The sequence below is a fragment of the Pseudomonas sp. PS1(2021) genome, assembly GCF_020405165.1.
In the GTDB taxonomy this organism is placed as follows: Bacteria; Pseudomonadota; Gammaproteobacteria; order Pseudomonadales; family Pseudomonadaceae; genus Pseudomonas; species Pseudomonas aeruginosa.
Window position 1 is genome coordinate 4,606,959 of record NZ_CP084484.1, and the last position, 22,206, is coordinate 4,629,164.

The following is a 22,206-nucleotide window of genomic DNA, read 5'->3' on the forward strand; positions in this document are numbered from 1 at the left end:
AAAAGGCCTGTCCGAAGACAGGCCTTTTGGTTTTCGCTCCTCAGAGGCGACCAGCCGGGGCGTAGGGGACCGGGTCGATGATCGGTTCCCGCCCGCTCATGAGATCCGCCAGCAGACGGCACGACGCCGGTGCCAGGACCAGCCCGTTGCGGTAGTGCCCGGTATTCAGCCAGAGCCCGTCGAAGCCAGGCACCGGACCGATATAGGGGATGCCTTCGGGAGAGCCCGGGCGCAACCCTGCCCAGTGGGCCACCGGCTGCATGTCCGCCAGTTCCGGCAACAGTTCTGCCGCAGACGCCCTGAGGCTTTCCAGCGCCTCGTCGGTCGGCGTCTTGTCGAAGCCCGAATGTTCCAAGGTGCTGCCGATCAGGATGTGGCCGTCGCGCCGCGGAATCGCGTAGCGCCCCTTGGCCAGCACCATGCGCGGCAGGAAATCCGCCGCGCACTTGTAGAGGATCATCTGCCCTTTCACCGGTACCACGGGCAGTTCCAGGCCAAGCGGCTTCAACAACTCGCCGCTCCAGGCGCCCGCCGCCAGCAGCACCTTGTCGCCACGAATCTCGCCACGCGAGGTCGCCACGCCGACCACTCGATCGCCGTCGCGCAACCAGCCGCGCACCTCCGTCTGTTCATGCAGTTCGAGATTGGCGAATTGTTGCAGGGATGCCCGCAATGAGCGCGCCAGGCGAGGATTGCGCACATTGGCCACGCCCGACATGTAGACCGCCCGCTGGAAGCCGGCGCCCAGCCCGGGCACCGCCGCGTAGGCCTCCTCGATCGGCACGTCCCTCAACGGCCGAGTGTGCTTGCGTGCCCACTGCAGTGCCTCGGTCTGGTCGTCCAGGTCCAGCCAGTACAGGCCAACGGTATGGACCTCGGGATCGAGCCCGGTCTCGTCGAGCAAACGCTGCCCCAGGGCCGGGTAGAAGTCCTGCGACCAGTGCGCCAGGGCGGTCACCGCCGGGCTGTAGCGCCACGGATAGAGCGGCGAGACGATCCCGCCTCCCGCCCAGGATGCCTCACGCCCACTCTCGCCCCGCTCCACCAGGGTCACCCGCAGTCCGGCGAGCGCCAGCTCCCGGGCGGTCAACAGGCCGATGACGCCAGCGCCCACTACCACAACTCTTTCCGACACCAGGGCCTCCACGATCACACAGGGGTTGCAGAAAAGTCGGTCATACGCCTCATCCCGCAGCTGATTGAGGCAACGGGGAAAATCCGGCGAGATACGACCGTCGCGGAATGATACGAGCAAAAGGACCGCCTGCCATGGTCGAAAGGTCGCAGAGAGCGTTGACGCTCACCGAGCTGCTGTTTGCGCTGGTTCTGCTGGGGATACTGGGAAGCCTGGCGCTGCCCGGGATGGCAGCCTGGCTGGACGGCAATCGCCAGCGAAGTGTGTTGCACGAGCTGAGCGCGAGCATCCAGCTGGGCAGAACCCATGCCGTCGCCTACCAGCGCCCGGTGACGCTCTGTCCGTCGACCGATGGCCGTCACTGCGGCAGCGACTGGGGAGAGGGCTGGCTGCTGGCGGAAGACGGAGGGAAGCGGCTCCTCGTGGGACGCGCGCTTGCAAAGAAGGAAAGGCTCCGCTGGAACCGTTCGAACCGCCTCAGGTTCCTCCCCAGCGGCCAGCTCAACATTCACAACGGGCGGTTTCTGCTCTGCGGAAGGCATACCGTTGCCTGGCAACTGATCCTCAACCGGCAGGGCCGGCTCCGTACCGCGAGCGCCAGGGAGAACCGGGAGAAACGTGAGCTATGCAGCACTTCCGGATGATCATGGACCAGTTGTCCTGCCCCACGGGCCGACCGTCAACGACCGCAAGACGCTCCCAGGCCCGTTTGGCATGCTTTCCAGGCGTAGACCCCCTGGAGCAACCGCATGTCATATCGTTCCAACTCGACCGGCTTCACCCTGATCGAGTTGCTGATCATCGTCGTCCTGCTGGCCATCATGGCGAGCTTCGCCATTCCGAACTTCAAGCAGCTGACAGAACGCAACGAACTGCAGAGCGCCGCCGAGGAACTCAATGCGATGCTGCAGTACGCTCGCAGCGAAGCCGTGTCCCAGAGGCGCGCGATCAGCATCCAGGCGCTGAAGGACAAGGACTGGGGCAAGGGCCTGAGCATAGGTGTCCTGGCCTCCGGCTCGATCGCCGCGCCCCTGCGCAAACACGACGGCTTCCGTGCCGCCACGCTGACAGCGAAGGAAAAGAGCGCCGTGGAACATCTGACCTTCACGGCCAACGGTACCCTCGTACCGCCAACGGAACGAACCTTCGCAATCTGCCAGAACGGCAAGACCGACGGGGGCCGCGTGCTGAGCATCAGCCAGGCCGGCCGGATCCAACTCGAACCTTCCTCCAAGGCGCCCCAGTCATGCTATTGAAATCGCGACACAGGTCGCTGCACCAATCCGGCTTCAGCATGATCGAAGTGCTGGTCGCCCTGCTGCTGATCAGCATCGGCGTGCTGGGCATGATCGCCATGCAGGGCAAGACCATCCAGTACACCGCCGACTCGGTCGAGCGCAACAAGGCAGCCATGCTCGGCAGCAACCTGCTGGAAAGCATGCGGGCGAGCCCGAAGGCGCTGTACGACGTCAAGGACCAGATGGCCACGCAATCCGACTTCTTCAAGGCCAAGGGGTCGGCGTTCCCCACCGCGCCGTCCTCCTGCACGCCATTGCCCGACGCGATCAAGGACCGCCTGGGATGCTGGGCGGAACAGGTGAAGAACGAACTGCCAGGCGCTGGCGACCTGCTGAAGAGCGACTACTACATCTGCCGCAGCTCGAAGCCGGGCGACTGCGACGGCAAGGGCTCCATGCTGGAAATCCGCCTGGCCTGGCGCGGCAAGCAAGGCGCCTGCGTCAACGCCGCCGACAGCAGCGCCGACACCTCCCTCTGCTACTACACCCTCAGGGTCGAGCCATGAGCATGAACAACCGCTCCCGACGGCAATCGGGCCTGTCCATGATCGAACTACTGGTGGCCCTCGCCATCAGCAGCTTCCTGATTCTCGGGATTACCCAGATCTACCTGGACAACAAGCGCAACTACCTGTTCCAGCAAGGCCAGGCAGGCAACCAGGAAAACGGACGCTTCGCCATGATGTTCCTGGACCAGCAACTGGCCAAGGTGGGTTTCCGTAGGCGTGCGGACGACCCCAACGAGTTTGCCTTCCCGGCGCAGCAGAAAACCGCCTATTGCGAGGCATTCAAAGCCGGCTCAACCCTGGTGCCCGCCGTGGTCAAGGCCGGCCAGAGCGGATTCTGCTACCGCTATCAACCGGCGCCAGGCGAAGCCTACGACTGCGAAGGCAACTCGATCACCACCCCTAGCGATCCCTTCGCTACCGCCCAGGCCATCACCGCACGCGTTCTGTTCGTTCCCGCGACCGCCGATGTCCCCGGCAGCCTCGCCTGCTCCGCGCAGACAATCAAGGAAAAAGGCCAGGAGATCGTCAGCGGCCTGGTCGACTTCAAGCTCGAGTACGGCGTCGGCCCGACCATGGCCGGCAAACGCGAGGTGGAAAGCTTCGTCGAACAGGCCAACATCGCCGACCGTCCGGTGCGTGCCCTGCGCTACTCCGCGCTGATGGCCAGCGACAAGAACCTGCGCCAGGGCGACAGCAAGACCCTGGACGATTGGATCACGCTCTACCCCTCGTCCAAGACCAGCCTGCAAGGCAATGACAAGGACCGCCTCTACCAGATCGCCAAGGGCAGCCAGACACTCAGGAATCTCGTGCCATGAACAACTTCCCTGCACAACAGCGCGGCGCCACGCTGGTCATCGCCCTGGCGATCCTGGTGATCGTCACCCTGCTGGCGGTCTCGAGCATGCGCGAAGTGGTACTGGAAAGCCGCATCACCGGCAACGTCATCGAACAGACTCGCTTGCAGAACGCCGCCGAGTCCGGACTCCGCGAAGGCGAGCGGCGCTTCGTCAACACCCTGCGTCCGCCGGAGCCCGGCACCGGTTGTACGGCCGACAACGTGGCCCGCCCCTGCCTGCTGGACCTCGCCGCGCTGAACCTGAAGCTGGCGGACACCCACCAGAATCCGGTCGGCGTGCTGAAGGGCATCGCCAATACCTGGATGAGTTACCGCGGCAGCGACATCAGCAGCGCGACCACCGCGGGCACGCTCTACAGCGTGCAGTGGAACAACCTGCCCATTCCCTCGGGCGGCCAGGTCAACGAAGCGGAAAGCCCCGAATACGGCAACCTGATGCGCGGCATCGGCACCTTCTACTACGAGACCAATAGCGTCGCGCGCAACCAGACCAACAGCGAAACCGTCCTGCAGACCGTTCTCGCCCATCTCTATACCAACTGATCGAGCCTCGCATGAAATCGGTACTCCACCAGATCGGCAAGACCTCGCTGGCAGCCGCGCTCAGCGGCGCCGTCCTGCTCTCCGCCCAGACCACCCACGCCGCCGCCCTGTCGGTCAGCCAGCAGCCGCTGATGCTGATCCAGGGCGTCGCCCCGAACATGCTGGTGACTCTCGACGACTCGGGCAGTATGGCTTATGCCTATGCACCGGATAGCCTGGTCAACAGCCGCAACAACGTCTATTTCGCGTCGAACAGCTACAACCCGATGTACTTCGACCCGAATACCCAGTACAAGCTGCCGAAAAAGGTGACCCTTTCCAATGGCCAGATCCAGGTGCAGGACTATTCCAAGCCCAGCTTCACCGCGGCATGGCGCAACGGTTTCACTCAGGAAGGCCGGGTAAACCTTTCCCGTGACTACAGGCCAACGGTGCAGTACCAGGGCGGATCGGGAGCAGGCACCGAGTCCAGCATCGACTGGTACGGGGCTCCTGCCTTCTACTACCAATACAGCGGGGGCCGCGGTTGCAGCCTCACCACTTCGAGTTGCTACACCCGTGTGGAAATCAGCGGCGCGGCCCAGCAGCAGAACTTCGCCAACTGGTACTCCTTCTATCGTACCCGCGCCCTGGCCACCCAGACCGCCGCTAACCTGGCGTTCTACAGCCTGCCTGAAAACGCCCGGATCAGTTGGCAACTACTGAACAGTTCCTCGTGCCTGATCGGCAGTGGCTCCAGTAACTGTTACAACAACTACCTGAGAGACTTCACCGGGCAACATCGGGTGAACTTCTTCAACTGGCTGGAGAACCTGTCGGTCGGAGGTGGTACTCCGCTGCGTCAGGCCATGACTCGAGCAGGGGAGTTTCTCAAGAAGACCGGCGTCAACGGCCCCTATGCCTATCGACCTGGTACCCAGACCTCGCCGGAATACAGCTGCCGTGGCAGCTATCACATTCTGATGACCGATGGTCTTTGGAACAACGACTCGGCCAGCGTAGGCAATGCCGACAGCACGAGTCGTAGCCTCCCCGATGGCAAGAGCTACAGCAGCCAGACGCCTTACAGGGATGCTGCGTCCAATACCCTGGCCGACCAGGCCTTCCATTACTGGGCCACCGATGCCCGGCCGGATATCGACGACAATATCAAGCCGTACATTCCCTACCCGGACCAGGCCAATCCCTCGGCGGAGTACTGGAATCCGCGCAACGATCCGGCGACCTGGCAGCACATGGTGACCTATACCCTGGGCCTGGGCCTGACCACCAGCCTCACCAGCCCGAAGTGGGAGGGTTCCACCTACTCCGGCGGCTATGACGAAATCGCCGCCGGGCGCCTCAGCTGGCCGAACGCTTCGAATAACCATAGCAACAACGTCTATGACCTGTGGCACGCCGCAGTGAACTCCCGGGGCGAGTTCTTCAGCGCCGACTCGCCGGACCAACTGGTCGCGGCCTTCCAGGACATCCTCAACCGAATTTCGGGCAAGGACCTGCCGGCATCCCGCCCCGCCATCAGCTCGTCCCTGCAGGAAGACGACACTGGCGACAAGCTGACCCGCTTCGCCTACCAGACCAGCTTCGCCAGCGACAAAAACTGGGCTGGCGACCTGACCCGCTACAGCCTGACCACCCAGGACAAGGCCACCGTGCAGACCAAGCTGTGGAGCGCGCAGAGTATCCTCGACGCGATGCCCAACGGTGGAGCTGGCCGCAAGATCATGATGGCCGGATCCGGTACCTCGGGCCTCAAGGAGTTCACCTGGGGCAGCCTCAGCGCCGACCAGCAGCGGCAGTTGAACCGCGATCCGGACCGCAACGATGTCGCCGACACCAAGGGCCAGGACCGAGTGGCCTTCCTGCGTGGCGATCGCAGCAAGGAGAACAGCGACAACTTCCGCACCCGCAACTCGATCCTCGGCGATATCATCAACTCCTCGCCGGCGACGGTCGGCAAGGCCCAGTACCTGACCTACCTGGCCCAGCCGATCGAGCCCAGCGGCAACTACTCCACGTTCGCAGAAGCACAGAAAACCCGTGCCCCGCGGGTATACGTCGGCGCCAACGACGGCATGCTGCACGGTTTCGATACCGACGGTAACGAGACCTTCGCCTTCATCCCAAGCGCGGTCTTCGAGAAGCTCCACAAGTTGACCGCCCGCGGCTACCAGGGCGGCGCCCACCAGTTCTACGTCGACGGCTCGCCGGTGGTCGCCGACGCCTTCTTCGGCGGCGCCTGGCATACCGTGCTGATCGGCAGCCTGCGCGCCGGCGGCAAGGGTCTGTTCGCCCTCGACGTGACCGACCCCGCCAACATCAAGCTGCTCTGGGAAATCGGCGTGGACCAGGAGCCCGACCTTGGCTACAGCTTCCCCAAACCCACGGTCGCCCGGCTGCACAACGGCAAGTGGGCCGTGGTCACCGGAAACGGTTATTCCAGCCTGAACGACAAGGCCGCGCTGCTGATCATCGACCTGGAGACCGGGGCCATCACCCGCAAACTGGAAGTCACCGGCAGGACCGGCGTACCCAACGGTCTATCCAGCCCTCGCCTGGCAGACAACAACAGCGACGGCGTAGCCGACTACGCCTACGCCGGCGACCTGCAAGGCAACCTCTGGCGCTTCGACCTGATCGCCGGCAAGGTCAACCAGGACGATCCGTTCAGCCGAGCCAACGACGGCCCGGCGGTGGCCTCGAGCTTCAGGGTGTCTTTCGGTGGCCAGCCGCTCTATTCGGCGGTCGACTCCGCCGGCGCGGCGCAAGCGATCACCGCCGCGCCCTCACTGGTTCGCCATCCGACACGCAAGGGCTACATCGTGATCTTCGGTACCGGCAAGTATTTCGAGAACGCCGACGCCCGGGCCGATACCAGCCGCGCCCAGACGCTCTACGGCATCTGGGACCAGCAAACCAAGGGCGAAGCCGCGGGCAGCACACCCCGACTGACGCGCGGCAACCTGCAGCAGCAGACCCTGGACCTCCAGGCCGACTCGACCTTCGCCTCGACCGCTCGCACCATTCGCATCGCCAGTCAGAACCCGGTCAACTGGCTGAACAATGACGGCAGCACCAAGCAGTCCGGCTGGTATCTGGACTTCATGGTCAACGGCACCCTGAAGGGCGAGATGCTGATCGAGGACATGATCGCCATCGGCCAGGTGGTGCTGCTGCAAACCATCACCCCGAACGATGACCCCTGTGCCGACGGCGCCAGCAACTGGACCTATGGCCTCGATCCCTATACCGGCGGTCGCACCAGCTTCACCGTGTTCGACCTGGCACGCCAGGGCGTCGTGGACTCGAAATCCGACTACAGCTACAACAAGCAGAACGTCGCGGTATCCGGTACCGAGCAGAAAGGCCTGGGAGGCTTGACGCTGAGCACCAACGAACAGGGCAATCCGGAAGTCTGCTCCTCGGGCGAATGCCTGACCGTGAACCCCGGTCCGAACACCCGTGGCCGCCAGAACTGGCGCCCCATCGAAGGAAAGAACTGATATGAAAGTGCTGCCTATGCTGCTGGCCCTGGCCGTTCCCGGCCTCTGCTGGGCCGAAGATCCCCAGACCTTCGAAGGCGCTGGCGTGGTCTTCGAAGTCCAGGTCGAGAAGAACCTGGTGGACATCGACCACCGGCTCTACCGCCTGCCCAACAGCACCGTCAGGAACGGCATGCCCAGCCTGTTTCAGGTCAAGCCGGGCTCCGTGGTGTCCTACTCTGGCACCGTCAGCCAGCCGTGGTCCACCATCACCGATATCTACATTCACAAACAGATGAGCGAACAGGAGCTGGCCGAGATGATCGAGAAAGAACAGCCCCGCCAGGACGGGGAGGAGCAGCCCCGATGAGGACAAGACAGAAGGGCTTCACGTTGCTGGAAATGGTGGTGGTAGTGGCGGTGATCGGCATCCTCCTCGGCATCGCCATTCCCAGTTACCAGAACTACGTGATCCGCTCCAACCGCACCGAGGGCCAGGCGCTGCTCTCGGACGCGGCCGCGCGCCAGGAACGCTACTACTCGCAGAACCCCGGGGTCGGCTACACCAAGGACGTGGCCAAGCTGGGCATGAGTTCGGCCAACTCGCCGAACAACCTGTACAACCTCACCATAGCGACGCCCACCAGCACCACCTATACCCTGACCGCCACGCCGATCAACTCGCAGACCCGCGACAAGACCTGCGGCAAGCTGACCCTCAATCAGCTCGGCGAACGCGGCGCAGCCGGCAAGACCGGCAACAACAGCACCGTCAACGACTGCTGGCGCTGAAACGAAAGAGCCCCTCTACAAGAGGGGCTCTTTCATTGCGCACGGTTCACAAAGCCTTGACCCGCAGTTCCTTGGGCATCGAGAAGGTAATGTTCTCCTCCCGCCCCTCCAGTTCCTGCTCCTCCGACGCCCCCCACTCGCGTAGCTGGGCGATCACGCCGCGCACCAGCACTTCCGGCGCGGAAGCGCCTGCGGTGATTCCGATGCGACGCACACCGTCGAACCAGCCGCGTTGCATGTCCTCGGCGCCGTCGATCAGGTAGGCCGGCGTGCCCATCCGCTCGGCGAGTTCGCGCAGGCGGTTGGAGTTGGAACTGTTGGGGCTGCCCACCACCAGGACCATGTCGCACTGGTCGGCCAGTTCCTTCACGGCATCCTGGCGGTTCTGGGTGGCATAGCAGATGTCGTTCTTGCGCGGTCCCTGGATCTGCGGGAACTTGGCGCGCAGGGCATCGATGACCTTCGAGGTGTCGTCCATCGACAGGGTCGTCTGGGTCACGTAGTGCAGGGCTTCGGGCTTGCGCACCTCCAGCGCGGCGACGTCGGCCTCGTCCTCCACCAGGTAGATGGCACCACCGTTGCTGGCATCGTACTGGCCCATGGTGCCTTCCACCTCGGGGTGCCCTTCATGCCCGATCAGCACGCATTCGTGGCCGTCGCGGCTGTAGCGCACCACTTCCATGTGCACCTTGGTCACCAGCGGACAGGTCGCGTCGAAAACCTTCAGGCCGCGCCCCTCGGCTTCCTTGCGGACCGCCTGGGAAACGCCGTGGGCGCTGAAGATGACGATGACGTTGTCCGGCACCTGATCGAGTTCCTCCACGAAGATGGCGCCGCGCTGGCGCAGGTTGTCCACGACGAACTTGTTGTGCACCACCTCGTGACGCACGTAGATCGGCGGGCCGAAGACATCGAGGGCACGGTTGACGATCTCGATGGCGCGATCCACGCCGGCGCAGAAGCCGCGGGGATTGGCGAGTTTGATTTGCATGGCGGTCTCGTGGGCGACGCGGTGATTGGACGAATGAACCTTGCTACCGCCCTCCCCGCTTGGGAAGGGCGCAGCGACCGACGGTTCAGGCCGGCTGGACGTCAATGATCTCGACTTCGAAGGCCAGGGTCTTGCCGGCCAGCGGATGATTGAAGTCGACGGTCACCTGCTGCTCATCGAACGCCTTGACCACGCCCGGCAGTTCGGTCTTGGCCGCGTCGTTGAAGATCACCAGCAGGCCCTCGGCCAGCTCCATGTCCTGGAACTGGTCGCGCGGCATGATCTGCACGTTCTGCGGATTCGGCTGGCCGAAACCCTGCTCGGGAAGAATGCTCAGGGTGCGCTTGTCGCCAGCCTTCAAGCCGAACAGCGCCTGTTCGAAGCCCGGCAGCAGGTTGCCGTCGCCGACCTTGAACGAGGCCGGCTGCTTGTCGAAGGTGCTGTCGACGATGTTGCCGTCCTCCAGCTTGAGGGCGAAATGCAGGGTGACGCGGCTCTCCTGGCCAATGCGGGTCGACTCAGCCATGGGCGGCTTCTCCGGATTTCTTCGATCTGAACATGTCGAGCGCCAGCATGACGGCGCCGACGGTGATGGCGCTATCGGCCAGGTTGAACGCCGGGAAGTACCAGCGGTTCTGCCAGTGCACCAGGATGAAGTCCACCACGTGGCCAAGGACCATGCGGTCGTAAAGGTTGCCCAGGGCGCCGCCGAGCACCAGCGCCAGGGCGATGGCCAACCAGGTCTCGCCTTTCTTCAGGCGTTTCAGCCAGACCACCAGGATCGCGCTGACGACGATGGCGATCAGGGCGAACAGCCAGCGCTGCCAGCCCGAGCTGTCGGCCAGGAAGCTGAAGGCGGCACCGGTGTTGTAGGCCAGGGTCCAGCTGAACAGATCGGGGATCACCACGATCTGCTGGTACATGCTCAGTTCGGCCTGGAAGAACGCCTTGCTGACCTGGTCGAGGACGAACACCAGCACGGTGATCCACAACCAGGGCAAGCGCCCGAAACGATCGACGTCAGGCATAGTGGCGAACCTCGCCGCTGCCTTCGATGTTCTCGATGCAGCGACCGCACAGGTCAGGATGCGCAGCGTGCTGACCGACGTCCTCGCGATGGTGCCAGCAACGACCGCACTTGGCGTGGGTCGACTTGACCACTTTCAGCTTGAGGCCGGCGACTTCGCTGTCCACCGCGTCGGCCGGAGCCGCCGACAGCGGCGCCAGGGTCGCGGTCGAGGTGATCAGGACGAAGCGTAGCTCGTTGCCCAGCTTGGCCAATTGGGCCTGCAGCGCGTCTTCCGCATACAGGGTGACCTCGGCCTGCAGGTTGCCGCCCACGGCCTTGGCCGCGCGCTGGTTCTCCAGCTCCTTGTTGACCGCGGCCTTCACCGCCATGACCTGCTCCCAGTACTGGCGATTCAGCGTCACGTCGGCCGGCAGTTCGCTGAGGCCGTCGTACCAGGTGGCGAGCATTACCGACTCGGCACGCTCGCCGGGCAGGAACTTCCAGACTTCCTCGGCGGTGAACGCCAGGATCGGGGCGATCCAGCGCACGAGGGCCTCGGCGATGTGGAACAGTGCGGTCTGGCAGGAGCGCCGGGCGACGCTGTTGGCGCCGGTGGTGTACTGGCGGTCCTTGATGATGTCCAGGTAGAACCCGCCCAGCTCCTGTACGCAGAAGTTGTGCACCTTGGAATAGACGTTCCAGAAGCGGTACTCGCGGTACGCCTCTTCGATCTCGCGCTGCAAGAGCAGGGCGCGATCGACCGCCCAGCGATCCAGGGCCAGCATTTCCTGGGGCGGCAGCAGATCCGTGGCCGGATCGAAACCGTTCAGGTTGGACAGCAGGAAGCGCGTGGTATTGCGGATCCGCCGGTAGGCATCGGCGCTACGCTGGAGAATCTGCTGGGATACCGCGATCTCGCCCGAGTAATCGGTCGAAGCCACCCACAGGCGCAGGATGTCGGCGCCCAGGGTATCGATGACGGTCTGCGGCACCACGGTGTTGCCCAGCGACTTGGACATCTTGCGGCCGGACTCGTCGACGGTGAAACCGTGGGTCAGCAACTGGCGGTACGGCGCATGGTTGTCGATCGCGCAGCCGGTCAGCAGCGAGGAGTGGAACCAGCCGCGGTGCTGGTCGGAACCTTCCAGGTAGAGATCGGCGACCGGGCCGCTGGCATGGCCGATCCGGTGGGAACCACGCAGCACGTGCCAATGGGTGGTGCCGGAGTCGAACCAGACGTCCAGGGTGTCGTTGATCTTCTCGTACTGCGCGGCCTCCTCGCCGAGCAGCTCGGCGGCGTCGAGCTTGAACCAGGCTTCGATGCCTTCCTTCTCGACTCGCTGCGCGACCTCTTCCATCAGCTCCACGGTGCGTGGATGCAGTTCGCCACTGGCCTTGTGCAGGAAGAACGGGATCGGTACGCCCCAGTTGCGCTGGCGCGAGATGCACCAGTCGGGACGCCCGGCGATCATTCCGTGCAGACGCGCCTGGCCCCAGCCCGGGACGAATTCGGTCTGGGTGATGGCTTCCAGCGCTCGCTCGCGCAGGGAAGCACCCTGCCTGGGCTGCTTGTCCATGCCGACGAACCACTGCGCGGTGGCGCGATAGATCAGCGGCGTCTTGTGCCGCCAGCAGTGCATGTAGCTGTGATTGATGGTTTCGTGGGCCAGCAGGCTGCCGACCTCTTCCAGCTTGGCCACCACGTTGGGGTTGGCCTTCCAGATGAACTGGCCGCCGAAGAACGGCAACGAGTCGACGTAGACGCCGTTGCTCTGCACCGGGCTGAGGATGTCGTCGTTGCTCATCCCGTAGCGCTTGCAGGTATAGAAGTCGTCTTCGCCGTAGGCCGGCGACGAGTGGACGATACCGGTGCCGGCATCGAGGGCCACGTAGTCGGCCAGGTACACCGGCGACAGGCGCTCGTAGAACGGATGGCGGAAGTTGATCAGTTCCAGCGCCTCGCCCTTGGCGGTGGCGACCACCTTGCCCTCGCGCTGGTAGCGCGCCAGGCAGGACTCGACCAGGGCCTCGGCCAGCACCAGGTAGCGATCGCCGGCATCGACCAGCGCGTAGTCGATCTCCGGATGCACGTTCAGCGCCTGGTTGGCCGGGATGGTCCAGGGCGTGGTGGTCCAGATGACGATCTGCGCCGGCTTGTCCAGGGCCGCCAGGCCGAAGGCCGCGGCCAGCTTGTCGGCATCCGCCACCGGGAAGCCGACGTCGATGGTCGGCGACTTCTTGTCGGCGTACTCGACCTCGGCCTCGGCCAGCGCCGAACCACAGTCGAAGCACCAGTTGACCGGCTTCAGGCCCTTGAACACGAAGTCCTGCTTGACCATTTCCGCGAGGGCGCGGATTTCGTTCGCCTCGTTGGCGAAATTCATGGTCTTGTAGGGGTTGTCCCACTCGCCGAGCACGCCCAGGCGGATGAAGTCGGCCTTCTGCCCTTCGATCTGCTCGGCTGCGTATTCGCGGCACAGTTCGCGGGTCTTGTCCGCCGGAAGATTCTTGCCGTGGGTGGTCTCGACCTTGTGCTCGATGGGCAGGCCGTGGCAATCCCAGCCCGGCACATAGGGCGCGTCGTAGCCCGCCAGGGTCTTGGAGCGGACAATGATGTCCTTGAGAATCTTGTTGACCGCGTGACCGATGTGAATGCTGCCGTTGGCGTACGGAGGGCCATCGTGCAGGACGAACTTCGGACGGTCGCCGCCAATGGCCCGCAGCTTCTGGTACAGACCGATGTCGTTCCAGAACTTCAGGGTTTCCGGCTCGCGCTGGGGCAGGCCGGCTTTCATTGGGAAGGCGGTTTCCGGAAGGTTTAGCGTCGCTTTGTAGTCGGTCATCTCAGGGCCTGTTCAGGATCTCTTCAATCAAGCGGTTGGCCCAGCCAGTAGGCCCGGGCGGCGGCGATATCCGCGAGAATCGCCGCCTTGAGTGCCTCCAGGGAGGCAAAACGCTGCTCGTCGCGCAGCTTCTGGTGGAAGGTCACCTGCAGATGCCGGCCGTATAGATCGCCGGCGAAATCGAGCAGGTGCACTTCCAGATGGGGACGGCCGTCGCCGTTCACCGAAGGGCGGGTGCCGATGTTCGCCACCCCCTGGCAACGCTGGCCATCGACCAGCGTACTGACCAGGTAGACCCCGTTCAACGGCGCCTTGCGCCGTTTCAGTTGAATGTTGGCCGTGGGCGAGCCCAGTTGCCGGCCGAGTTTCTGTCCATGCAGGACCCGTCCGCTCAGGCTGAAGGGACGCCCCAGAAGGCGCTCGGCGAGATGCAGGTCGCCCTCGGCCAGGGCCTGGCGGACCCGCGTGCTGCTCACCCGCACGCCGTCCAGTTCGACGGTGGCGGCCGCCTCGACGGTGAACCCCTGCTCGCGACTGGCGTTCACCAGGAAGGCGAAGTCACCGGAGCGGTCGCAGCCGAAACGGAAATCGTCGCCCACTTCCAGGTGCCGCACCGCCAGTCCATCGACCAGGACCTGGCGGACGAACTCGGCTGCCGACAGCTCCCGCAAGCGGCGGTTGAAGGCCAGGCAGAGCACCACGTCGACGCCCTGCCCACGCAGCAACTCGAGTTTCTCGCGCAGGCGGGTCAGACGCACCGGCGCCGAATCGGGGGAGAAGAACTCGCGCGGCTGCGGCTCGAAAATCACCACGCAGCTGGGTACGCCCAGCTCCAGCGAGCGCTCGCGCAGACGCGCCAGGATAGCCTGGTGCCCGAGGTGGACGCCGTCGAAGTTACCGATGGTGGCGACGCAGCCCCCGGCCAGGGGCTGCAGGTTGTGTAGTCCGCGAAGCAGCTGCATAGCACGCTTATTGCTCAGAAAGTGGTCGATTATACGCGTACCGGGCGCCGGACAACAGGCAAAACGGCATGATCCCGCCGCCAGCCCGGACGCGCTTCACAGCACCGCCCGACGGGAAAAGTCGCGCAGGCGGAAACCCAGCAGCGCGAGCATACCGAAATAGGCCAGGAGACCGGCAACCACCAGCAGGCCGAGGCGCAGGAATCGCTCCAGCATGGCGCCCTGCTCCCAGGCCGGCAGCCAGTGCATCGTGGCCAGCAGCACCGCCGACATCACCAGCACCGCGACCACCAGCTTGACCAGGAACTTCGCCCAGCCCGGTTGCGGCAGGTACAGACGCTGCTTGCGCAGTTGCCAGTAGAGCAGCCCGGCATTCAGGCAGGCGGCCAGGCCGATGGACAGGGCCAGGCCGGCATGCTGAAGCGGGCCGATGAAGGCCAGGTTCATCAGCTGGGTGGAAACCAGGGTGAAGAGCGCGATCTTCACTGGCGTACGGATGTTCTGCTGGGCATAGAAGCCCGGCGCAAGAACCTTGACCAGGATGATGCCGAGCAGGCCGACGGAGTAAGCGACCAGCGCGCGCTGGGTCATCGCCGCGTCCACCGTGGTGAACTTGCCGTACTGGAACAGCGAGACGGTCAGAGGTTCGGCGAGGATCGCCAGGGCCAGCGAACACGGCAGCACCAGCAGGAAGCACAGGCGCAGGCCCCAGTCGAGCAGGCGCGAGTACTCATGGCGATCCTTGTTCGAATAGGTCTTCGCCAGCATCGGCAGGAGAATCGTCCCCAGCGCCACGCCCAATACGCCGGAAGGCAGCTCCATCAGGCGGTCGGCGTAGTACATCCAGGACACCGAACCGGCTGCCAGGAACGAGGCGAAGATGGTGTTGATGATCAGCGAGATCTGGCTCACCGAGACCCCCAGGATCGCCGGCAGCATCAGCTTCATCACCCGCCAGACGCCGCTGTCCCTGAGGTTCAGGCGCGGCAGCACGAGCATGCCGATCTTCCTCAGGTGCGGCAGTTGATAGAGGAGCTGCAACAGGCCGCCGGCCAGCACCGCCCAGCCCAGCACCATGACCGGCGGATCGAAATAAGGCGTGAGGAACAGCGCGAAGCCGATCATTGCGACGTTCAGCAGGGTCGGCACGAAGGCCGGCACAGAGAAGCGGTTCCAGGTGTTGAGGATCGCGCCGGCCAGGGACGACAGCGAGATCAGCAATATATAAGGAAAGGTCACCCGCAGCAGGTCGGTGGTCAGGGCGAACTTTTCCGGGGTATCGGCGAAGCCCGGCGCGGTGACCCAGATAACCCAAGGCGCGGCGAGGATGCCGAGCGCCGTGACCAGCGCCAGCACCAGCGTGAGCAAGCCGGAAACGTAGGCGATGAAGGTCCGCGTCGCCTCCTCGCCCTGCTGGTTCTTGTACTCTGCCAGGATCGGCACGAAAGCCTGGGAAAACGCCCCCTCGGCGAAGATCCGCCGCAACAGGTTGGGCAGCTTGAAGGCGACGAAAAAGGCGTCGGTGGCGAGGCCGGCACCGAAGATCCGCGCCAGGATGGTATCGCGGACGAAGCCGAGGACCCGCGACAGCATGGTGATGGAACTCACCGCCGCCAATGATTTGAGAAGATTCATGGATGTCGGGCTGCCGGCATGTCGAAATTGATCCTGTCCAAGACCGCGACCGGCCGGGCCGGTTCATCGCGCGAGTGCGCCCTCGCCGCCGAACGGCGGTCCGCAAGGGCGCGCCGAGTGTAGAATGCGCGCCGGAATAAATCACCCGCAAGAAAGCAGGCGACATCCGTCGCCGATCTTTCCGGCCGCATGCGCAGCCCCTTGACAACCCCTGGAGGCGACGGCATTATTCGCGGCCTTAATTTGTTCGCTATTTACCCAGTTTTTTTCGAGGAGCTCGACGGTGGCCAACACACCTTCCGCCAAAAAACGCGCCAAACAGGCTGAGAAGCGTCGCAGCCACAACGCCAGCCTGCGCTCCATGGTGCGCACCTACATCAAGAACGTCGTGAAAGCCATCGACGCCAAGGACCTGGAAAAAGCCCAGGCCGCCTTCACCGCCGCTGTACCGGTGATCGACCGCATGGCTGACAAAGGCATCATCCACAAGAACAAGGCTGCTCGTCACAAGAGCCGTCTGAGCGGCCACATCAAGGCCCTCAGCACCGCTGCCGCCTAAGGCACGCCTTGCTCGAATAAAAAACCGGCCAATGGCCGGTTTTTTATTGCCCGCGACTCGCTTGCTTCAGCGAGCGGTCGGCCATGGCATGAGGGGAATCGCCGTCACCGCGTTCTGCGGACTACCTTCGATCACCCGGTCGCTGTAGACCAGATAGACCAAGGCATTGCGCTTGCGATCGAAGAAGCGCACCACCTGCATGCTTTTGAACACCAGCGAAGTGCGCTGCTTGAACACCTCTTCGCCATCCTTGAGTTCGCCACTGAACTGGATCGGCCCCACCTGGCGACAGGCGATCGACGCCTCGGCGCGATCCTCCGCCAGCCCCAGGCCGCCCTTGACCCCACCGGTCTTGGCGCGCGACAGATAGCAGGTCACGCCCTGCACCTTGGGATCGTCGAAAGCCTCGACGACAATCTTGTCGTTCGGCCCGACCCACTTGAACACCGTGGAAACCTCGCCGATCTCCTCCGCCCCGGCAAGCGCCGGCAACAGCAGCAGACCACCCAGCAACCCCGCGAGCTTGCGCATTCGCCCTCTCCTCAGACCAGAACCAGATTGTCGCGATGCACCAGCTCCGGCCCATCCACGTAACCGAGCAAGGCCTCGATGGCATCCGTCGGCTGACCGAGGATCTTCTGCGCCTCCAGCGCACTGTAGTTGACCAGGCCGCGCGCCACTTCGCGCCCGCCCTGGTCCACACAGACCACCATCTCGCCGCGACGGAAGCTGCCCTGGACCGCCTTGACCCCAACCGGCAACAGGCTCTTGTGATCCTGGCTCACCGCCTTCACCGCCCCATCGTCCAGCACCAGGGTGCCGCGCATCTGCAAGTGGCCGGCCAGCCACTGCTTGCGCGCCGCCTTGCGACTGCGATCAGGGGTCAACAGGGTGCCGAGGCGTTCGCCGGCGCGCAGGCGGTCGAGGACACGCTCGATACGCCCGCCGACGATCACCGTATGCCCGCCGGAACGCGCCGCCAGGCGCGCCGCCCGCAGCTTGGTCTGCATTCCGCCGCGCCCCAGGGCGCCGGCACTGCCGCCGGCCACCGCATCGAGCTGCGGATCGTCGGCACGCGCCTCGTAGATCAGTTGGGCATCGGGATTGTTGCGCGGATCGGCGTCGAACATCCCGTCGCGATCGGTAAGGATCACCAGCAGGTCGGCCTCGACCAGGTTGGCCACCAGTGCCGCCAGGGTGTCGTTGTCGCCGAAGCGGATCTCGTCGGTGACCACCGTGTCGTTCTCGTTGATCACCGGGACCACGCCCAGCTCGACCAGGGTCCGCAGGGTGCTGCGGGCGTTCAGGTAGCGCTTGCGGTCGGAGAGGTCGTCATGGGTCAGCAACACCTGGGCGGTCTGCAGGCCATGCAGGGCGAAGCTGGACTCCCAGGCCTGCACCAACCCCATCTGTCCCACCGAGGCGGCGGCCTGGAGTTCGTGCATCGCGCTAGGTCGGGACACCCAGCCCAGGCGGCTCATACCGGCGGCGACGGCGCCGGACGACACCAGCACCAGCTCGATGCCGGCGCAATGCAGCGCCACCATCTGCTCGACCCAAACGGCCATGGCATTGCGATCCAGCCCACGGCCATCGGCCGTCAGCAGGGCGCTACCGATCTTCACCACCCAGCGCCGCGCGCCAGTCACCTTGTCCCGCATACCCTCAACCTTAGAAGCCCAGGCTTCGACTCTTCAGCCCCGCCGGCCCGCCCGGCGGGGTATCACGCCATCAGGGAACGTAGAAGATCTCCGGACCGTCGCCGTCGTCTTCCTCATCATCGAAATCATCGTCATCCACCGCACCAGCGTTCTTCAGCCCCGAACGCCGCAGCGCGCGCGCATCGTCCAGGGCCTGCAGACGGGCCCGCGCCTCGTCCTCGATACGCCGGTCGAGTTCGGCCAGCTCCTCGGCATACTGCGGATCTTCTTCCAGGCGCAGGGTACGCTCGTCGAGATAGCGCATGATGTCCTGGCTGAGCGCCTCGGTGCCATCGCGCTCCAGGGCGGAGATCACATAGACCGGGCCTTCCCAGCCCAACCGCTCGATCACCGCCTGCTTGCGCGCCTCGCGCTCGGCCGGATCGAGGATCTGGTCCATCTTGTTCAGCACCAGCCAGCGCTCGCGCTCGGTCAGCGCCGGACTGAAGCGACCCAGCTCGCGAACGATGACCTCGGCGGCATCGGCCGGATCGCTTTCGTCCAGCGGCGCCATGTCCACCAGATGCAGGAGGATACGGGTCCGCGCCAGATGCTTGAGGAAGCGGATGCCCAGCCCGGCGCCTTCGGCGGCACCTTCGATCAGGCCGGGAATGTCGGCGACCACGAAGCTCTTGTAGCGACCGACGCTGACCACGCCGAGGTTCGGCACCAGGGTGGTGAACGGATAGTCGGCCACCTTCGGCTTGGCCGCGGACACTGCGCGGATGAAAGTGCTCTTGCCGGCATTCGGCAGTCCCAGCAGGCCGACGTCGGCCAGCACCTTCAGTTCCAGCTTGAGGTCGCGCGCCTCGCCCGGCTTGCCCGGGGTGGTCTGGCGCGGCGCCCGATTGGTACTGGATTTGAAACGGGTGTTACCGAGGCCATGCCAGCCGCCCTGCGCGACCATCAGCCGCTGACCGGGCTCGGTCAGGTCGCCGATGATCTCCTGGGTATTGGCGTCGATCACGGTAGTACCGACCGGCACCGGCAGGATCAGGTCGTCGCCCTTGGCCCCGGTGCAGTCCTTGCTGCCGCCGTTCTCGCCGCGCTGGGCATCGAAACGGCGGGTGTAGCGATAGTCGACCAGGGTGTTCAGGTTGACGTCGGCTTCCAGGTAGATGGAACCGCCATCGCCACCGTCGCCGCCGTTGGGACCGCCCTTTTCGATGAACTTCTCGCGACGAAAGCTCATGAGGCCATTGCCGCCGTCACCGGCTTTCACGTGGATTGATACTTCATCGACGAATTTCATGGATATGCCTCCCACCACGAGGGCGGGTTAACAGAAAAAACATAGGATACAGGATGCCCCGAAAGCAGGGCATGGCCGGAAGCCGGCGCAGAAACAAAAAAGCCCCGTCGCGAGACAGGGCTTTTTCAGCGAGCTATTGCTTAGGCAGCAACGATGCTCACGTATTTGCGACCAAAGGCGCCTTTGGTCTCAAACTTGACCACGCCGTCCACTTTCGCGAACAGGGTGTGGTCCTTGCCCAGGCCAACGCCGTAACCGGCGTGGAATTTGGTGCCGCGCTGACGAACCAGGATGTTGCCAGCCTTTACAGCCTGGCCGCCGAACAGTTTCACGCCAAGGCGTTTACTTTCTGAGTCGCGGCCGTTGCGGGTAGAACCGCCAGCTTTTTTGTGTGCCATGAGTCATATCCTCCAGAAAGGAATTAGGCCTGAATGCCGGTGATCTTGATTTCAGTGAACCACTGGCGGTGGCCCTGACGCTTCATGTGGTGCTTACGACGGCGGAACTTGATGATGCGGACCTTGTCGTGACGGCCGTGGGAAACCACTTCAGCGGTAACCTTCGCACCTTCGACGACCGGCAGGCCGATTTTCACGTCTTCGCCATTGGCAACCAGCAGGACGCGGTCGAAATCGATCGCTTCGCCGGTAGCGACGTCGAGTTTCTCGACCTTGAGGAATTCGCCTTCGGTGACTTTGTGCTGCTTGCCACCGGTAACAATCACTGCGTACATGTGTATCTCCGTTAAACCTGCTCACCCGACGCTTTATAGAAGTAGGAATCGGCCGGCATGGCTGCATGGGGTCGGATCGGACGCCCGTGCAATTGCGTAAGGCAGGGTATGCCAAGGAAGTTCAGGGCCCGCGATTGTACGGAAAGGTCCAGGCCGAGGCAAGTGCCACGGGCCTTTCCTTGACAGTCCCCCCCCTGCCACCTAGCATGCCGCGCAATCTTTGTGGAGCTATTGTCACTGATGCAACCCCAGGCCTTCTACCGCGTGGTGGCGGAAGATTTCACCGCCGTCGACGGGATCATCCGTCGCCAACTCACCTCCCGCGTTCCCCTGGTGGAAAAGATCGGCGACTACATCATCTCCGCCGGCGGCAAGCGCCTGCGCCCGCTGCTGGTCCTGCTCGCCGGCAAGACCCTGGGCTACAAGGGCGACGACCTCTGCCTGCTGGCCGCCACCATCGAATTCCTGCACACCTCCACTCTGCTGCACGACGACGTCGTCGACGCCTCCGGCCTGCGCCGCGGCCGCTCCACCGCCAATGCCCTGTGGGGCAACGCGCCGAGCGTGCTGGTAGGCGACTTCCTTTATGCCCGCTCCTTCGAAATGATGGTCGAGCTGGGTTCCATGCCGGTCATGCGCATCATATCCCAGGCCACCCGGGTGATCGCCGAGGGCGAAGTGCTGCAATTGTCCAAGGTACGCGACGCCAGCACTACCGAAGAGACCTACATGGAAGTGATCCGCGGCAAGACCGCGATGCTTTTCGAGGCCTCGACCCACAGCGCCGCCGCGCTGTGCCAGGCCGGCGAGGAACAGTCCGAGGCACTGCGCCGCTTCGGCGACTACCTGGGAATCGCCTTCCAACTGGTGGACGACCTGCTCGACTACCGCGGCGACGCCGCGACCCTCGGCAAGAACGTCGGCGACGACCTCGCCGAAGGCAAGCCCACCCTACCGCTGATCGTCACCATGCGCGACGGCACCGAGGAGCAGGCCGCGCTGGTACGCAAGGCCATCCAGCAAGGCGGCAGCCAGGACCTGGAGAGCGTCTGTGCCGCCGTCGAGGCTGCCGGCGCCCTGGACTATACCGCCAACCTCGCCCGCGACTACGCCGCCCGCGCCATCGCCTGCCTGGATACGCTGCCGGACAACGAATACCGCTCCGCCCTGGTCGAACTCAGCGAATTCGCTGTCGCCCGAACCCACTGAACCGGGCTCGACTTGTGACGAACGCCGCCGTTTTCACGGCGGCGTTTTCGTTTTGCGACGAAAGGCACGATCAAGACTTGCTATTACGATAATAAGAATTATTCTCATCTCACAGTCTTGTCACGGAGATGAGCGCCATGACTTATTTGATCGATGCCTGGCTTGATCGGCCACACCCCTACCTGCGGATCCTGCACCGGGAAACCGGGGAAATCTGCGCAGTCCTGGAAGAAGACGCGCTGGACGAACTGCGTGACCAGGGCGGCCTGGACCTGCACGAGTTGAACTCGAGCGAACCGCTGATCCTCAAGGAGCTGGTACGCAACCTGTTCCTCTTCTGCTACGCCCGCGCCCTGCGCTGAGCCTTTGCGATGACGCCAGGACGCGTCATCCGTGCGCCGCTGCCCGGGAGGCGGATCGCACGAACGGAGGCAAAGGCGCCTCCGGCCGGTTCCGGGAAGGTCACGGACGACCTTCCCGGAGTCACTTTCCTCATGTCCCGGTCTTTCCGCAACGCCTCGCCCGAGCACGCCGGCAGCCCCTAGCCGCGATAGGGATTCCTGCCTGATCCACATCAAGCCGACCTCGCCTGAAAGCCGTTACAACAGCGGCGTGACCGTCGTCCTGTCGACGGCCGCATAACGAAAAAAAGAATGGACCGTGGCCGAGGGGACCGCCCCACGCCTACGCCTAAG

The 22,206-nt window shown here is 64.2% G+C and carries 23 protein-coding genes; 11 read left to right on the forward strand and 12 right to left on the reverse strand.

The window, feature by feature from the left end; genetic code table 11:
* Positions 1 to 40: 40 nt before the first annotated feature.
* The gene (gene thiO / locus LE197_RS22140) at positions 41 to 1,135 is read right to left on the reverse strand and encodes a glycine oxidase ThiO (protein WP_023108762.1); all 1,095 of its coding nucleotides are present in this window, start codon (positions 1,133 to 1,135) and stop codon (positions 41 to 43) included.
* A gap of 134 nt (positions 1,136 to 1,269) precedes the next feature.
* Between thiO and LE197_RS22145 the strand changes: the two genes are divergently transcribed.
* From LE197_RS22145 to pilE, 8 genes are all read left to right on the forward strand, one after another.
* Entirely contained in the window at positions 1,270 to 1,779 is a 510-nt protein-coding gene (locus LE197_RS22145; protein ID WP_017002065.1) for a Tfp pilus assembly protein FimT/FimU, read from the forward strand.
* Positions 1,780 to 1,884: 105 nt separating this feature from the next.
* Positions 1,885 to 2,391, forward strand: coding sequence for a Tfp pilus assembly protein FimT/FimU (locus LE197_RS22150; protein ID WP_003102598.1), 507 nt, complete (start codon positions 1,885 to 1,887; stop codon positions 2,389 to 2,391).
* The gene (pilV, locus tag LE197_RS22155; RefSeq protein ID WP_003119423.1) at positions 2,382 to 2,939 is read left to right on the forward strand and encodes a type 4a pilus minor pilin PilV; all 558 of its coding nucleotides are present in this window, start codon (positions 2,382 to 2,384) and stop codon (positions 2,937 to 2,939) included. The genes LE197_RS22150 and pilV overlap by 10 nt, the downstream gene beginning before the upstream one ends.
* On the forward strand, positions 2,936 to 3,760 hold the full coding sequence (gene pilW, locus LE197_RS22160; RefSeq protein ID WP_003119422.1) for a type 4a pilus minor pilin PilW: 825 nt from the start codon (positions 2,936 to 2,938) through the stop codon (positions 3,758 to 3,760). Before pilV ends, pilW begins: the two co-directional genes overlap by 4 nt.
* Positions 3,757 to 4,344, forward strand: coding sequence for a type 4a pilus minor pilin PilX (gene pilX / locus LE197_RS22165; RefSeq protein ID WP_196679323.1), 588 nt, complete (start codon positions 3,757 to 3,759; stop codon positions 4,342 to 4,344). Before pilW ends, pilX begins: the two co-directional genes overlap by 4 nt.
* A gap of 11 nt (positions 4,345 to 4,355) precedes the next feature.
* A complete protein-coding gene (gene pilY1, locus LE197_RS22170) occupies positions 4,356 to 7,847 on the forward strand; it encodes a type 4a pilus biogenesis protein PilY1 (RefSeq protein WP_003123397.1) in 3,492 nt (1,163 codons plus the stop codon).
* Position 7,848: 1 nt separating this feature from the next.
* On the forward strand, positions 7,849 to 8,196 hold the full coding sequence (gene pilY2 / locus LE197_RS22175) for a type 4a fimbrial biogenesis protein PilY2 (protein WP_003102609.1): 348 nt from the start codon (positions 7,849 to 7,851) through the stop codon (positions 8,194 to 8,196).
* On the forward strand, positions 8,193 to 8,618 hold the full coding sequence (gene pilE, locus LE197_RS22180; RefSeq protein ID WP_003094721.1) for a type 4a pilus minor pilin PilE: 426 nt from the start codon (positions 8,193 to 8,195) through the stop codon (positions 8,616 to 8,618). Before pilY2 ends, pilE begins: the two co-directional genes overlap by 4 nt.
* 46 nt (positions 8,619 to 8,664) lie before the next feature.
* Here the strand turns inward: pilE and ispH are convergent, their stop codons facing one another.
* From ispH to murJ, 6 genes are all read right to left on the reverse strand, one after another.
* The gene (gene ispH / locus LE197_RS22185; protein ID WP_003094724.1) at positions 8,665 to 9,609 is read right to left on the reverse strand and encodes a 4-hydroxy-3-methylbut-2-enyl diphosphate reductase; all 945 of its coding nucleotides are present in this window, start codon (positions 9,607 to 9,609) and stop codon (positions 8,665 to 8,667) included.
* Between the two features lie 85 nt (positions 9,610 to 9,694).
* Positions 9,695 to 10,135 carry an FKBP-type peptidyl-prolyl cis-trans isomerase gene (fkpB, locus tag LE197_RS22190; protein WP_023108763.1) on the reverse strand — a complete coding sequence of 147 codons (441 nt, stop codon included), beginning with the start codon at positions 10,133 to 10,135 and terminating at the stop codon, positions 9,695 to 9,697.
* Positions 10,128 to 10,637 carry a signal peptidase II gene (gene lspA, locus LE197_RS22195; protein WP_003102615.1) on the reverse strand — a complete coding sequence of 170 codons (510 nt, stop codon included), beginning with the start codon at positions 10,635 to 10,637 and terminating at the stop codon, positions 10,128 to 10,130. The genes fkpB and lspA overlap by 8 nt, the downstream gene beginning before the upstream one ends.
* Positions 10,630 to 13,461 (reverse strand): isoleucine--tRNA ligase, encoded by a 2,832-nt coding sequence (gene ileS / locus LE197_RS22200; RefSeq protein WP_003102617.1) that lies wholly within the window; start codon positions 13,459 to 13,461, stop codon positions 10,630 to 10,632. Before ileS ends, lspA begins: the two co-directional genes overlap by 8 nt.
* Before the next feature lie 23 nt (positions 13,462 to 13,484).
* Complete coding sequence (ribF, locus tag LE197_RS22205) at positions 13,485 to 14,423, reverse strand: bifunctional riboflavin kinase/FAD synthetase (protein ID WP_003110419.1); 939 nt, start codon at positions 14,421 to 14,423, stop codon at positions 13,485 to 13,487.
* 96 nt (positions 14,424 to 14,519) lie between these two features.
* The gene (murJ, locus tag LE197_RS22210) at positions 14,520 to 16,058 is read right to left on the reverse strand and encodes a murein biosynthesis integral membrane protein MurJ (RefSeq protein ID WP_023435611.1); all 1,539 of its coding nucleotides are present in this window, start codon (positions 16,056 to 16,058) and stop codon (positions 14,520 to 14,522) included.
* 283 nt (positions 16,059 to 16,341) lie between these two features.
* On the opposite strand from murJ, the gene rpsT reads away from it, so the two are divergent.
* A complete protein-coding gene (rpsT, locus tag LE197_RS22215) occupies positions 16,342 to 16,617 on the forward strand; it encodes a 30S ribosomal protein S20 (protein ID WP_003094744.1) in 276 nt (91 codons plus the stop codon).
* A 66-nt stretch (positions 16,618 to 16,683) separates the two neighbouring features.
* Here the strand turns inward: rpsT and LE197_RS22220 are convergent, their stop codons facing one another.
* The 5 genes from LE197_RS22220 to rplU form a co-directional block, all read right to left on the reverse strand.
* Positions 16,684 to 17,148 carry a CreA family protein gene (locus LE197_RS22220; RefSeq protein ID WP_003094746.1) on the reverse strand — a complete coding sequence of 155 codons (465 nt, stop codon included), beginning with the start codon at positions 17,146 to 17,148 and terminating at the stop codon, positions 16,684 to 16,686.
* An 11-nt stretch (positions 17,149 to 17,159) separates the two neighbouring features.
* The gene (gene proB / locus LE197_RS22225) at positions 17,160 to 18,278 is read right to left on the reverse strand and encodes a glutamate 5-kinase (RefSeq protein WP_003094756.1); all 1,119 of its coding nucleotides are present in this window, start codon (positions 18,276 to 18,278) and stop codon (positions 17,160 to 17,162) included.
* A 70-nt stretch (positions 18,279 to 18,348) separates the two neighbouring features.
* Positions 18,349 to 19,569, reverse strand: a complete 1,221-nt coding sequence (gene cgtA / locus LE197_RS22230) for an Obg family GTPase CgtA (protein ID WP_003094758.1) — start codon at positions 19,567 to 19,569, stop codon at positions 18,349 to 18,351.
* A gap of 140 nt (positions 19,570 to 19,709) precedes the next feature.
* Positions 19,710 to 19,967 carry a 50S ribosomal protein L27 gene (rpmA, locus tag LE197_RS22235; RefSeq protein ID WP_003094760.1) on the reverse strand — a complete coding sequence of 86 codons (258 nt, stop codon included), beginning with the start codon at positions 19,965 to 19,967 and terminating at the stop codon, positions 19,710 to 19,712.
* Positions 19,968 to 19,990: 23 nt separating this feature from the next.
* Entirely contained in the window at positions 19,991 to 20,302 is a 312-nt protein-coding gene (gene rplU, locus LE197_RS22240; RefSeq protein WP_003094761.1) for a 50S ribosomal protein L21, read from the reverse strand.
* Positions 20,303 to 20,542: 240 nt separating this feature from the next.
* On the opposite strand from rplU, the gene LE197_RS22245 reads away from it, so the two are divergent.
* Positions 20,543 to 21,511, forward strand: coding sequence for a polyprenyl synthetase family protein (locus tag LE197_RS22245; protein ID WP_003094763.1), 969 nt, complete (start codon positions 20,543 to 20,545; stop codon positions 21,509 to 21,511).
* Between the two features lie 137 nt (positions 21,512 to 21,648).
* Positions 21,649 to 21,873 carry a hypothetical protein gene (locus tag LE197_RS22250; protein WP_003094765.1) on the forward strand — a complete coding sequence of 75 codons (225 nt, stop codon included), beginning with the start codon at positions 21,649 to 21,651 and terminating at the stop codon, positions 21,871 to 21,873.
* Positions 21,874 to 22,206: the final 333 nt, after the last annotated feature.